Here is a 13,212-nt window from a genome sequence, read left to right as displayed (position 1 = left end):
CTCACGGGATCACCTCGGCTGTGAGGGTTGGTCTGGTGTCACCGCGCTCGCCGCGGGCGTCGCCACTGCCGCAGGTGCCGTTGCAGCAGCCGGCGCAGCCGGTGTCGCAGTGGAACCTGTTGGGGCAGTCGACGCAGCCGGTACAGCGGGTGCGGTAATGTCGGGAATAATTTGCGCCGGGTCGCTTACCTGAACGGCATCGCTCTCGGCATTCTCTTTTTCAATCGCCGCTTCGGTGTCGTGATTCAACACCAGCAGGCTAATGCGGCGGTTGACTGCATCATTAGCACCACGGTTTTTCAGCTTCATGGTGTCGGCCATACCGACCACACGCAGCATTTTGGCGCCGTCGAGGCCACCAATCACCAGCTCGCGCCGTGAGGCATTGGCACGATCCGCCGACAGTTCCCAGTTGCTGTAGCCACGGTCGCCGTTGGCATACTGGAAATCATCGGTGTGACCCGCGAGGCTGATTTTGTTCGGGATATCATTCAGTACCGGCGCGATAGTGCGCAGGATGTCGCGCATGTAAGGCTCCACGTCCGCGCTGCCGGTTTTAAACATCGGGCGGTTCTGGCTATCGATAATCTGAATGCGCAGTCCCTCTTCCACCATGTTGATAATCAGGTGTGGACGCAGTGCTTTCAGACGCGGATCGGCTTCAATCAGCTGGTCGAGCTTTTCACGCAGGCGATTCAGACGGATCTCCTCCAGCTTCTTCTTCTGCGCATCCATATCGACAATCTTCTTTACTTCGCCCTTCTGCTGCGTCGGATCGTCGCCGCCGCCAGGGATCGGACTTTCGCTGTCGCTGCTGCGCTGACCGCCGGTTAACGCCACTTTCAACGGCGTTTTGAAGTATTCCGCAATTTGGACCAACTCTTTGGGGCTGGAGATGGAGAGCAACCACATCACCATAAAGAACGCCATCATCGCCGTCATAAAGTCGGCATAGGCAATCTTCCACGAACCGTGGCTCCCATGGTGACCTTTATGTTTGCGCTTTTTAACCAGCACAATGGGGCGATTGCCTGCTTTCATGAATTCTCATCCGAAGTTTGTTTCGCCGGGTTCTTGGCGTTACGCACGTGCTCTTCCAACTCTGAGAACGAGGGACGCTCGGCGGAGTACAGCGTTTTACGACCAAATTCCACGGCGATTTGCGGCGCGTAACCATTGAGGCTGGAGAGCAACGTCACCTTCACGCACTGCATCATCTTGGTGGTTTCGGCACATTTCTGACGCAGCACCGACGCCAGCGGAGAAATAAAGCCGTAAGCCAGCAAAATTCCGAGGAAGGTACCGACCATCGCGTGGGCTACTAACGCACCCAGTTCGGCCGCCGGACGGTCGGCTGATGCCAGTGCGTGCACCACGCCCATTACCGCCGCGACAATACCAAAAGCCGGTAAGCCATCACCCACCGCCGATATACTTTGCGCTGGTACTTCGCACTCGTGCTCGTAGGTCTCGATCTCTTCATCCATCAATGCTTCGATTTCGAAGGCGTTCATATTTCCGCTGACCATTAAACGCAAATAATCGGTAATAAAATCGACTAACTGTTTATCGGACAAAATACGCGGATAGTTAGCGAAAATTTCACTCTGGCTGGGATCTTCAATGTCGCGTTCTAATGACAACATGCCTTGCTGACGCGATTTCGCCATCAGGCGATACAGCAGCGCCATTAAATCCATGTATACCGCTTTGTTATATTTCGAGCCGCGCATTAACAATGGCAGCGCTTTTAATGTTTTCTTAATCGATTTGCCATTATTGCCGACTAAAAAGGCACCAATACCGGCACCGCCGATAATGATCAGCTCCGCCGGTTGATATAGCGCGCCTAAATGTCCGCCGACCATCGCGTAGCCGCCCAACACGGAGCCGACGACCACGATATAACCCAGAATTATCAGCACAAAAAATCCTTACGTCCGTAACGTGTTGATGGAAGTTAAGCCAGAGAGCCGCAGGTGTTATTCGTTTATCGCAGGCAAAAAAAAAGCAGCGGTATTAACCGCTGCTGGATGTTTTCCACGATGCGAACAAACTTAAACGGCGCGTTTAACCTGTTCATCCAGCAGTTGTGGAAAGGTATCGGCAGAATCTGCAGAAAGTTTACGTCTTTTTACGGCACGTGATGGCGGCTGGCACAGGCTGCAGACAAAGCTGCCGACGGGCTGGTGCGCGTGGTTAATAAAGCTTCCACCACAGCACTTACAGTCAGAAAGTTCCAGCATGCCGCTTTCAACGAATCGCACCAGGGTCCATGCACGCGTTAGCGCCAACAGCGGGCCCTCGTCCGATTGCGGACACTGCTCAAGATACAAGCGATAAGCTTTGATTACCGCTTCAACGCCACTGTTCAAGCCGGTTTTCAGCAGGAACTGCCAGGCGTTACAGAACATAGAAGAGTGGATGTTTTGTTCCCAGGTCATGAACCAATCAGTAGAGAATGGCAGCATGCCTTTCGGTGGTGGAGCACCACGCAGTTCTTTATACAGTTTAATCAGGCGACCACGGCTCAGCTGCGTTTCACTCTCCAGCATTTGCAGTCGTGCGCCCAATGTAATCAGCTCCATTGCCAGCTGAATATCGCGCGCTTCCTGAACAATACTTTTTTCGGTCATTAAACTGCCCTCTTCTTCGCGGAGACGTCATCTTTAGACGCATTCCGCAGCAGGCGGCTGGATAATAAAATACCGGTGTGGATTTGCTGCAAGTCATCCACGCGTGACTCTTGAGTCAGACGATTAATATGGTTGTGATCGGTAAAACGGAACTGGCAAACCAGTTGATTGGTTTCCGCTAATTTTACCATTTCAGGTAAGGTTAATTGCGACAATGCATCAGCCATCGATTCATCGATGCCTAAACGAAACATTGCTGAAGCTTTTTCCTGGTTAATTAAACGCTGAGCAAGAAGCAAATATGACAGATTGATGTCATATATATGTTTTAGTAATTCTGATGTACCCATTTTTTTCCATCCTGATAGACGCGACACATATACGGCCACAGAATTAAATTGTTCTATGGTTCGGGCTGCTGGTTGGTAAATCTAAAGATGGCAAAAAATAATCAGGCTTGAGCCAACGCGTACCTAACTGTTTCACTTCCCGTCAGGACACTGATCAGTAGTAATCAAAACTCCAGGCCATTCTTTGCTTGAGTAGTAACCATCTTCCGTGACGTCTGCTTACAGTTTTTTAAGACTAATCTGAAAACAAGGCAAATCTATATCGTCTGATTTCGACATACAACGTGAGTGGCGCGAAATTTTAGATAAAGTGTGATCTGCGTCACACTTTTAAGGCAAATTTTTTCGCTAACCCTTCAGCATCGCTTTTCTGTTGTCTGTTTTTTGCGCGATTTCTGATTATTTCTTTAATATTTTGCTGAAGTAAGGCGGATTTTAGGCTCTGCGGAAGATTGTCATTACAACGCGATCAGATATCTGTTTTGTTGGAATTAGAGTGCTATAACGCGCCATATAAAGAATTATATGCAGCATAATACTCTGAATTAGCGCGAAACTATTCGCTTCTAAATTAATCACTTACAGGGAATATTGCCCATGTGCCGTAAAGCGAGACGCTAGCGAAGCGTGAAGACTGGGCGTAGAGCGCCTGGGAACTGTCAATGGATTGTAGGGAGTGTTTAGCGCACGGCAGGGGATGTAACAGAGCGTTACATTAGAGAAATGAATGAATCGGTGTTTTTTCGGTTTGCTACGCGATTACTATCGGCGTACCACCTGAGATCTTTAGGGTTGAGACGAAAAAAAGCTTTTTTGGCCTTTCGATTGCGTGCTTTTTAACCAAAATGTGCGCTTTTTGCTGATGAGTCAGCGCATTAGCGCTTAAAGAAATGAAATCGATTTCGTGAAGTTAGGATGGCGCGTGAAAACGCTGTGCAGTGAAGCAGAAATGAGGTGGCGATGGGTGGCGTAATAGCAGGAAGTTTTTGGTGAGGAGATTGTCATTGATGGCTGGGAGTTTTTGGAAACAAGGTCGCCATTAATGGCGACCTTACTTGTTGGTGCGCGTTACGCTAATTTCGGAAAGGTAGCGACTTTATTTGCCGTGCCGTGATCGTCACTGCGTACCGGCAACGTATTTAAATCTTTCAGGAAGCTTTCGCGCCAGTGCGAAATATCCTGTTTGCGCAACACCGCCATCATGTCGTTATAACGCGAAATACGTTCGGTACGCGGCATAGTCAATGCGCGGTCCAGCGCCGCTGCCACTTCATCACGGTCGTATGGATTGACGATCAGAGCCGACGTCAGCTCATTGGCCGCACCGGCAAAGCGTGACAATACCAGTACGCCAGGATTATCCGGGTCCTGCGCGGCCACATACTCTTTCGCCACCAGATTCATGCCGTCACGCAGTGGCGTAATCAAGCCGACGTTGGTGAGACGGAAGATCTTCATTAACAGACGGCGATCAAAGTGCTGATTGAGGTAATAGAGCGGCGTCCAGCCCAAGGTGCCGTATTTACCGTTGATGCGCCCCGCTTCTGTTTCCAGCTGGTGACGGATGTCCTGATAAGCCTGTACGTCGCCGCGCGAAGTGGGTGCAATTTGCGAGTAGCGCACATTGCCGCGATGCTGCGGGAAATTCGCCAGCAAGGCTTCAAAGGCGAGGAAACGCTCCGGCAACCCTTTGGAGTAATCCAGACGCTCGCAGGCGATGATGTTCTGCAGATCGCCCAAATCACGTTTCATCGCCGCCATTTTCGGTGGCAGCGGCCCTTCCGCCATCTCTTTAATGGTGTCCGGCTCAATACCAATCGGATAGACCTCGGTCATAAAGGTGTTGCCGAAGGCGCGATGCTTCTTCTCTCCTTTATTCTGCAGCTGCGTCAGCTGACTCAGGCTATCGAGGAAGGCAACGCGGTCGGATTCTGTCTGGAAACCCAGCAGATCGTAGTCGCACAGCATCTCCAGCAGTTCCTGATGCGGCGGCAACGCGTTGAAGATCTCAGGCGTTGGGAACGGGATATGCAGAAAGAATCCGATGCGGTTATTAATGCCCTGTTTGCGCAGCTCGGCGGCAAACGGCAGCAGATGGTAATCGTGGATCCACAGAATATCGTCAGGCTTGAGCAGCGGTTTAAGGCGCTGTGCCAGCAAGGTGTTGACGCGGCAATAGCCATCCCAGGCTTCGCGCTGATACTGCACCAGATCGAGGCGATAGTGGAAAGCCGGCCAAATCACGGTATTGGAGAACTGGAGATAATATTGATCGTAATCGTTTTGATTCAGCGGCAGTGACGCGTAGGTAATGCCGTCTTTTTCGATCTGCGAAAGTTCTTCATCTTCCTCTTCGCCTGAGAATTCGCTGATCTCTCCGTTCCAGCCAAACCATAATCCTCCGGTATCTCGCAGAGCATCCAAAATACCGACAGCAAGCCCGCCTGCGCTGGCCTTGCTACCATCGGGAATCGCGATACGGTTAGATACGACGACTAAACGACTCATAACCTAAACTCCTTACCCACATTGTCATGTTCTAGTTGTAATAATAGTTGTTCAAGCCAGTGCCATACGGCCTCAACGCTGTCGAGGCGATAGCGTGCATGGCTGGCCCCTTCACCGACTTTGACAGAAATGCCCTGCATGGCGTTGACCGCGAGAAATCCTTTTTCGTCTGTCAGGTCGTCTCCCACAAATACCGGAATGCGTCCGGTAAAGGGCGCTTCCTGCATAAATTCACGTACGGCGGCACCTTTATCGATGCCTTGCGGCTTCAGTTCCACCACGCATTTGCCTGGCTGTAACGCCAGCTCGGGAAAGCGTGCGACGGCGTCTTCGGCCAGCTGCATGATGGCGTTTTCATACTGCGGCGCATTGCGATAGTGCAGCGCAAACGCCATGCCTTTCACTTCTAAAAGCGTATTCGGCCATTGATCCAGCGTCTGCTGCAGTTCGGTTTGCAGCGTTTGCGCCACATCGCCCGGCAAGCTGTGGCGATGTACGCGGCCCGCCGCATCGCGGCGTTCTGCACCGTGCACACCAGCGGCGGGTGCTTCGAGCGGTGCCACTAAGGCGTCAAGTTGCGCAATCGGACGTCCTGAAACCAGCGCGACTGCGCCGTGGCTGAGATTGGAAATTTGTTGCAGGAGCTGGCGTACCGAGGCGGGAATGGAGACCGACTCGGGCTGCGACTGAATCGCTGCCAGCGTGCCGTCGACATCAAAAAAGAAGGCATAAAGTCCGCCACTTAACGACGGCAAGGTGCTGTTCTGATTAACCGCGGGGGTCACGACTCTTCTCCTGTCTTGTGGAATTTACCATCACAGGATGTTCGGAGGCTGGCTGGGCGATCGAGGCGGTTACAACCGCAGAAGTGTGTGCGAGGAGGTTTTGCAGATAACACGGAATTTCGATAGATAACTCTCCACAAACAAACATCATTTGAACTCACTCGCCAGGCTGACTGCGAACATCGTCAGCTTTAAGTGTAGACGCAGATCACGATATTGCCAGATTCATGCGGCTTCGCTATAGGATAAGTGGCAGTTTTAGGGGTTATGCCGCAAAAGAATCGCCTCACGGGTTTTTCATACGCTTCGCTTATTTCTGGCAGTATTACGCCCTTCTCCCGCCTTAATTCCCGGATTATGCCGACTTGCATCCGCCGCGCGGATTATCATATGGTGCGTTTACCGTGCGGCTACAGCGCGGAAATAGAGCCCTGAACCGCATAGATCACGGCTTTTAGATCCATTCAGGCAGGAATCCGGATGATGGAAAACCGATCGACATCACATTTTTCATATGTCATGGCGGGTGAACGACGATGATCCCGCAAAGCTATAGCCAACGCGTTCACTTCTATTACTGCATTCTGGTCGCCCTGAAAATCAACGCCAAAACCAAGAAGTCTGGCGGCGTGCGCGGCAAGAATAACTTCCTGCTGAAATGGCTGCGTAATGCGCAGAACAACACCATTTTCCCGCCGGATATCACCAGCGAGATTGAGTGGCTGCGCGCCAAGATCATCAGCTCCGGGCCCGATACCGATTTGGAACCGATGCTGCAATACGTCTATGACACCGCAAAGCGTGCCGAGACCCTGCGTTTAGGTTCGTGATTGTTGCGCCGGTTCGCCGGCGCGTTTCCTGCGTAGTTCTACCTATTTCCCTGCGTATTCAACCGCATGTTTTCCCCCTCTCGCATTACCTATGATTCGTCATCAGGAACAGTCGCGTTCCTCCTTTCCACCTGACGAAGAGAATGGATTCAGATGAAATTAAAACTATTATGCTGCGCGCTGCCCTTGATGATCATCGCCGGCTCGGCCGTGGCAGCGGATGTGAATCAAGGCTATTACGCTTCGGCGAAATATCTGCAAAACCAACAGAATGCTAAAGAGATGAACACCAGCGCGCGTCCGGGCGTCGGCCAGTTTGTTGCGGGTAACGAGAAGGCGCATCAGGCCACTGCCGCGCTGGCGCTCGGTTATCAATGGGGCAACGGCTGGCGCACCGAAGGTGAATACACCTTTGGCCAAAGCGCGGAGTTCACCAGCGGTTCATCCACCTTCGCCACCAGCTATAACCATCTGCAAACTGACGTGCAGCGCCTGATGTTCAACCTCTATCGTGATATCGAGCTCGGATATAACGTTTCGCTGTACGGCACCGCTGGGGTGGGCGTGAGCAAAATCAAAGCGGGCGGCTGGCAAGGCGTGCCATCGCGTGAGTACGCCTCAAGCACGCAAAACAATCTCACCTACAGCATTGGTGCCGGTCTGAGTTATACACCGATCGATCGCATCGCCATCGACGTCGGCTATCGCTACGTGGATATGGGCAAGATTGAGAGCGGCTATAATAACTTCGTCAATGCGCGCGGTTATAAGGATGAGCAAATGAAAGCCCATCTGGTTGAGAACCAGTTCACGCTGGGCGCACGCTATTTGTTCTGATGCGTTAATTTCTCCCCTTCCCCTGATCTCGCGTTGGGGGAAGTTTGCCCGCGAAATTCCAGCCCTGCGGAAACCACGTTTTTATTGAGAAATCTCAATACCTGCCCGCCAATTACCCCGTAGATCTAGAACAGGTTAAATCTTCTTATCTTGATGAATTTAATCGAAAAAACTTAAATCTGGCATCTACGTGAAGGTAATTAATATGATTAACAGAATGATCCTCAATGAGACCGCTTATTTCGGTGCGGGCGCGATTAATTCGATTGTCGATGAGATTCACAAACGCGGTTTTACTAAAGCGTTGGTGGTCACCGACAAGGATTTGATCAAGTTTTCGGTCGCCACCCGCATTACCGATCTGCTGGCGCAGCACGACCTCAGTTTCGAGATCTATGATGAAGTGATTCCTAATCCCACCGTTGATGTGGTACATGCGGGCGTCGACGCTTTTCGTCGTTCGGGTGCCGATTATCTGATCGCCGTGGGCGGCGGCTCGCCGCAGGATACCTGCAAAGCCATCGGCATGATGATTGCCAATCCCGAGTTCAGCGATGTGCGCATGCTGGAAGGCGGTGCCGCCACGCGTAATCCTTCCGTGCCGATCATTGCGGTACCGACCACCTCGGGCACTGCGGCGGAGGTCACCATCAATTACGTCATCACCGATGAAGAGAAGAAGCGCAAGTTCGTCTGCTACGACCCGCACGATATTCCGGCGATTGCCATCATCGATCCCGACATGATGGCCAGCATGCCCGCCAGCCTGAAAGCGGCAACCGGCGTGGATGCGTTGACCCACGCCATTGAAGGCTACATCACGCGCGGTGCGTGGGAACTCACCGACATGTTCCATCTCAAGGCAATTGAAATTATTGGCCGCTCGCTGCGTGACTCGGTCAAAGGCGTGCCGGCGGGCGTTGCCGATATGGCGCTGGGTCAGTACATCGCCGGAATGGGCTTCTCGAATGTCGGACTCGGTCTGGTGCACGGTATGGCGCATCCGCTGGGCGCGTTTTATGGCACGCCGCACGGTATCGCCAATGCGGTCCTGCTGCCGCACATCATGGCGTTCAATGCCGAACATACCGGCGAGAAGTACCGCGCTATCGCGCATGCGCTTGGCATGGAAGGCGCCTATTCCTGTTCATTAGCCGACGCACGTGCGCTGGCAATTGATGCGGTGATCACCCTGAACCACGATATCGGTATTCCGCTCAGACTGCGTGATATCGGCATGCAGGAGCAGGATGTGGATGCGCTCGCTGCCGCCGCCTTCGCTGATGTGTGTACGCCGGGCAATCCGCGTGAGTGCAGCGTTGAAATGATTAGATCGCTTTATCGTGAACTGTTCTGATTAATGCTAAATAGGCAATCCTGAATGAACAGCATTGCCTGTTATTAGCCGTATCGGTTATTCCCTGTTTATCGCCAATCACGCGACTTCTATCGGCAGATTAATCTGGAAATTTTGCTTAATATTCGGTTATGAGGCGTTCTCTTTGCAGGATGTGCCATAGTTCATGTTGATATGAAATATAAAGGATCCTGCTATGTTTGGCTTTTTAACCTCTCTTTTTGGTAGTCCAGAATCATTAGTGCAAGTCATGACGCGCCAGGACATTCAGGAATCGATTGAAGAAGGTGACAGAATTATTATTGATGAAGACGGTAACGCTTCGGTTAATCCATTGAGTCCTGAAGTACAGCGCGATTTTGCCCATCATGTCAGCACATTAAAGGATATTTAAATGGGCACGGCGATATTTATGGTAATGATGGTGTGCGGTTATTGGTATACTAGCCGCGACATGTCGAGCCGTTTGAAAATTAAGCGCTCTTTTGGCTGGGATGTCTATTTTCTTATTGCACTGTATGGCTGCATATTTGTACTGCAAGGCGTGTTGGCGACCGCCATTATCTGGCTGATTCTGCTGGCCGCATCCGGTGTGAACAATGCCTTTGCCCTGACTTCTGCGGAGAATGTGCACTGGAACGTCGATTTCATGACGTGGAGTTTTTTAGGCATTCAGGCGCCGGTAGTGCTGATGTTGGCCTTTGCCATTCTGTTCTGTATGTATAGATCCAATTGGGCGGTGAGCGCCCGGCTCAACGCCGGTGGGCGCAAAGAGCTGTATCAGCGCCTTTCACGCTCCAACGGCATCGAACAGTTGCTGCTGCAGTGTATGGAAGAAGGCGAACTGGCGTGGGTTACGCTGAAATCGCGCCGTATCTATATTGGCATGATTCACGCGGCGACCTTTGAGTATGCCAATACCGCCAATATTGTGTTGATCCCGATGCTGAGCGGCTATCGCGATTCGCGCACGTTAAATCTGGCAATTGAGCATAATTACAGCAAGTGGTACCACAATCACGACATTGATTTCTCTTCGTCACCGAAAAGTGCCCTTGAGTTTCGCAAAGTGATTATGGTGCATCAAATAGAAAGTTTGTCGCTGTTTGATCCGGCTAGCGCCAGCGCATTAGCCATGGATAAGCAAAGCGGTAATAAACGCAAATGGATTAGGAAGTCTGCGCCTAAACGCGACTATCCATAATTTAATAATCAAAGATGCTGGCTTAATTATTTATGTTGTACCGAGCCAGCAACACTCCATAATAAGTCAAAATAATAAGGTAATCATGATGGACTTTAAAAAGTTCGAGGCCACTCTTCAGCTGTGGGGGGATTTACACTTCACAGGAATTGAATTACAACAGCGTGATAATAAAAGCGAAATTTACGCCACCGGCACCAATAATCATACCCAGAGTCAACTTTATATTTGCACGCTTTCTACTGAGATTGCGTCACATATTCAGTTAAAACAGTTTCGCACATGGTTACACAGAATTAACATTGGTAAAGCAAAACGCCGGTTGGCTCTGTTACGAAAGGAGTAATGACATTGTCCCCGCGTGGGGGACAGCGGAAAATATCAGGCGTCGTCAGGCGTATAGCCCACCACAATTTCCAGCGTTTTGCGCAGTACATCGGCTTCAGCATCACTTTCTGCGGTTTCCAGCGCCATAATCAGACAAAGAATAATCGATTTATTACTGACGCGCCCTTCCGTGGCCAGCACGTGGCGGATAACCCTATCCAATACGGCAGCTTCGTTTCTTAACGTACTGTCTGCATTGCGAAAATGCTCTGCCAACTCGGTATCAGGCAGTGCAGCATAGAGGTTGTGATTTTCCGACATGATTCCAGTCCCGTGATTGCGTGTGTGCCCGCATTGCTATGTCCTAAACGCGAGCCAATCGGTCAATGTTTACGATTGTTGCCAGACTGCTGGTTATGACCAAACAGCTGGAGAACGTTATCTCTTTGCGGCTGCTCTTCGCGCAGTTTTTTCCCCGCCGAAATGCTGTTGCGCACATCGGTGATGGCGGCAGTAATCGCCTTACGCTGTTCGTCATCGGTGCTCTGCTGTTTCATCAGCGTCAGCTGATCCATCAGCGCCTGAGTATTAACGGGACCCGGCTGCTGCAGCAACGCCAGCGCGGCTTCGCCAATAATTTCATCGATTATTTTCTGCTGTTCACTTCTATTCATAACGAATCATTCATAACGAATCTCTGATCGCCGCTTCGCCCCGGTGCGGGGCGAAGCCAGTGTGGGAGCGTATTCAGAGTAAAATTTTAATACTTGTACAAGTTTGACGTCTGACAGGCTCTCAGCTTTCGCGTTCGAATAATAAGCCAATCAGCTGATGATAATGATGCTCTTCTTCGGCATTGGCGGCCAGTTCCAGTCTGCGCAGCAGCTTGGTGCAGAGCGATTTGCGGTTGAGATTACGGCCTTCGCGTAAGATTTCAACCACGATCTGACCCAATGTTTCCTGCTGCGATGGCAGCGACGCTTTGCTGAAGTAGTTGGCAATGGCCTCGACTGAACTCGGCGTGTATCCGTTCTGACGCATAATTGACCCCAATAATTAAAAAAGTTAGGTCATTTGACCTAAGTAAAGTTGTACAGATAGCAAAAAGCTGTACAAGGAGCTTACTCAAGTTAGCTGGCGGGATTTGTTGCAAAAAGTGCTAATAAAGGTGAATTAGGATAATTGGAAAGCTTTTATTTCCAAATCCGTGCGCTCAGCGCCGAAAGTCATCGACGCGTGAGCTTATTGGGATGGTCAACTGTCGTCGGCGTCGGCCGAGGGCATTCTGACGCTGCCTTCCTGACGGCTCAACCCGCGCAACGCTGAATGGACGCGGTTATCGCTGCCCGCCGGTTGACGGTGCGTGAGCAACCATTGCTGCGCCTGGGCAATGCGCTGCTGCTGTTGTGTGTTTTGCTCTTTTCTCGCCATGCGCGCAAGTTCTGCCAGTAGTGAGGAGACGCTGACATCCTCACGACGTAGCAGTAACGCATAGGCCGCTTCGCCGATAATTTTAGGTTGCGAATCTGACATCTTCTACCTCCTGAGAATATGGGCTTACGCTTGCTTCTCACTACTCACTATAGATCATCAGCGTGACGCCTTGTTAACAGAAAGCTCTGGTTATCTTGGGTTTTTGTTACTAACACGTTATGGTAACTGCCCTTCGGTGGCCTCTGCTCGCACCGACGATGTGATTAATAACAAGAATGAAGCAAGGAAATCTGGCATGGAGTTCACCATACGCAAAGCCCAGGCAGAGGATGCAGAGCTGCTGCACCTGCTAGGCCGCATGACCTACAGCGCGCATTTTAAACATATGTGGGTTTCCGCAGAAGAGCTGGATGCCTTTATCGACAAGGAATATGGTCTGGCTGAGCTGAATAGCAGCCTGGCGGCCCCCAACGAGAGCTGGCTGATCGCCGAGACCGACAAGCCGATTGGCTTTGCCAAAGTCACCTGGAACACACCGGTACCGGATTCCGGCATGAGCGGCGCGCTGCTGAATAAGCTGTACCTCAATCCGGAAGAAACCGGCAAAAACTACGGTCGCTGGATGTTCGAGAGCATCATCAATGAGGCGCGCGACAAACGCGAAGGTTATCTGTGGCTGGAAGTGCTAGGCGATAACGTGCGTGCACGTAAGTTCTATGAAGCCTTTGGCATGCAGCACATCAAAGACATTCCGTTTGTCACCGCTTCGCAGCAGAGCACTCTGCAGATCATGGGAATGATGATTTAAGCGCAGCGGCAAGCCATTTGGCACAAAATAAATTTCCTTTGTTGCCAACTGTTTTGCAAATCATTGCGGGTTCTGGCTTGATCAAACCGCCCAATCGACATTACTGTATACATATACAGTAATGATTTGAGATCGC

At 51.1% G+C, this 13,212-nt stretch carries 17 protein-coding genes; 7 read left to right on the top strand and 10 right to left on the bottom strand.

What is annotated here, in order from left to right; all coding sequences use genetic code 11:
* Positions 1-9 precede the first annotated feature (9 nt).
* The 6 genes from motB to otsB all read right to left on the bottom strand — a co-directional run bounded on the left by motB (position 10) and on the right by otsB (position 6,279).
* Complete coding sequence (motB, locus tag VIJ98_RS08285) at positions 10-1,041, bottom strand: flagellar motor protein MotB (RefSeq protein ID WP_323273322.1); 1,032 nt, start codon at positions 1,039-1,041, stop codon at positions 10-12.
* A complete protein-coding gene (motA, locus tag VIJ98_RS08280; protein WP_007891047.1) occupies positions 1,038-1,925 on the bottom strand; it encodes a flagellar motor stator protein MotA in 888 nt (295 codons plus the stop codon). Before motA ends, motB begins: the two co-directional genes overlap by 4 nt.
* Positions 1,926-2,057: 132 nt before the next feature.
* A complete protein-coding gene (gene flhC, locus VIJ98_RS08275; protein WP_008102852.1) occupies positions 2,058-2,636 on the bottom strand; it encodes a flagellar transcriptional regulator FlhC in 579 nt (192 codons plus the stop codon).
* Positions 2,636-2,986 (bottom strand): flagellar transcriptional regulator FlhD, encoded by a 351-nt coding sequence (flhD, locus tag VIJ98_RS08270; protein WP_008102850.1) that lies wholly within the window; start codon positions 2,984-2,986, stop codon positions 2,636-2,638. Before flhD ends, flhC begins: the two co-directional genes overlap by 1 nt.
* Before the next feature lie 1,068 nt (positions 2,987-4,054).
* A complete protein-coding gene (gene otsA / locus VIJ98_RS08265) occupies positions 4,055-5,494 on the bottom strand; it encodes an alpha,alpha-trehalose-phosphate synthase (protein WP_008102848.1) in 1,440 nt (479 codons plus the stop codon).
* Positions 5,491-6,279 carry a trehalose-phosphatase gene (otsB, locus tag VIJ98_RS08260; protein ID WP_323273317.1) on the bottom strand — a complete coding sequence of 263 codons (789 nt, stop codon included), beginning with the start codon at positions 6,277-6,279 and terminating at the stop codon, positions 5,491-5,493. Before otsB ends, otsA begins: the two co-directional genes overlap by 4 nt.
* A gap of 536 nt (positions 6,280-6,815) precedes the next feature.
* Between otsB and VIJ98_RS08255 the strand changes: the two genes are divergently transcribed.
* From VIJ98_RS08255 to VIJ98_RS08230, 6 genes are all read left to right on the top strand, one after another.
* A complete protein-coding gene (locus tag VIJ98_RS08255) occupies positions 6,816-7,109 on the top strand; it encodes a hypothetical protein (RefSeq protein WP_154152545.1) in 294 nt (97 codons plus the stop codon).
* 153 nt (positions 7,110-7,262) lie between these two features.
* Complete coding sequence (locus VIJ98_RS08250; protein ID WP_154181511.1) at positions 7,263-7,946, top strand: outer membrane protein; 684 nt, start codon at positions 7,263-7,265, stop codon at positions 7,944-7,946.
* 205 nt (positions 7,947-8,151) lie between these two features.
* Positions 8,152-9,303 carry a lactaldehyde reductase gene (fucO, locus tag VIJ98_RS08245; protein WP_154194778.1) on the top strand — a complete coding sequence of 384 codons (1,152 nt, stop codon included), beginning with the start codon at positions 8,152-8,154 and terminating at the stop codon, positions 9,301-9,303.
* A 196-nt stretch (positions 9,304-9,499) separates the two neighbouring features.
* A complete protein-coding gene (locus tag VIJ98_RS08240; RefSeq protein WP_008102837.1) occupies positions 9,500-9,697 on the top strand; it encodes a hypothetical protein in 198 nt (65 codons plus the stop codon).
* Positions 9,698-10,507: a hypothetical protein gene (locus VIJ98_RS08235; protein WP_008102835.1), complete on the top strand. Its 810-nt coding sequence runs from the start codon at positions 9,698-9,700 to the stop codon at positions 10,505-10,507.
* An 85-nt stretch (positions 10,508-10,592) separates the two neighbouring features.
* Positions 10,593-10,853: a hypothetical protein gene (locus tag VIJ98_RS08230; RefSeq protein ID WP_154181509.1), complete on the top strand. Its 261-nt coding sequence runs from the start codon at positions 10,593-10,595 to the stop codon at positions 10,851-10,853.
* A 35-nt stretch (positions 10,854-10,888) separates the two neighbouring features.
* On the opposite strand, the gene VIJ98_RS08225 is transcribed toward VIJ98_RS08230, so the two are convergent.
* The 4 genes from VIJ98_RS08225 to VIJ98_RS08210 form a co-directional block, all read right to left on the bottom strand.
* Positions 10,889-11,155, bottom strand: a complete 267-nt coding sequence (locus VIJ98_RS08225) for a biofilm development regulator YmgB/AriR family protein (RefSeq protein ID WP_008102831.1) — start codon at positions 11,153-11,155, stop codon at positions 10,889-10,891.
* Between the two features lie 62 nt (positions 11,156-11,217).
* Positions 11,218-11,508 carry a hypothetical protein gene (locus VIJ98_RS08220; protein WP_179451180.1) on the bottom strand — a complete coding sequence of 97 codons (291 nt, stop codon included), beginning with the start codon at positions 11,506-11,508 and terminating at the stop codon, positions 11,218-11,220.
* A 121-nt stretch (positions 11,509-11,629) separates the two neighbouring features.
* The gene (ycgZ, locus tag VIJ98_RS08215; RefSeq protein ID WP_007891089.1) at positions 11,630-11,875 is read right to left on the bottom strand and encodes a regulatory protein YcgZ; all 246 of its coding nucleotides are present in this window, start codon (positions 11,873-11,875) and stop codon (positions 11,630-11,632) included.
* A gap of 213 nt (positions 11,876-12,088) precedes the next feature.
* Positions 12,089-12,367, bottom strand: a complete 279-nt coding sequence (locus VIJ98_RS08210; RefSeq protein WP_008102827.1) for a hypothetical protein — start codon at positions 12,365-12,367, stop codon at positions 12,089-12,091.
* Positions 12,368-12,563: 196 nt separating this feature from the next.
* On the opposite strand from VIJ98_RS08210, the gene VIJ98_RS08205 reads away from it, so the two are divergent.
* A complete protein-coding gene (locus VIJ98_RS08205) occupies positions 12,564-13,076 on the top strand; it encodes a GNAT family N-acetyltransferase (RefSeq protein ID WP_323273311.1) in 513 nt (170 codons plus the stop codon).
* Positions 13,077-13,212: the final 136 nt, after the last annotated feature.

Source organism: Pantoea sp. S18 (assembly GCF_045689705.1).
GTDB classification, from domain to species: domain Bacteria; phylum Pseudomonadota; class Gammaproteobacteria; order Enterobacterales; family Enterobacteriaceae; genus Pantoea; species Pantoea symbiotica.
This window is presented reverse-complemented; position numbering and strand designations above follow the sequence as displayed.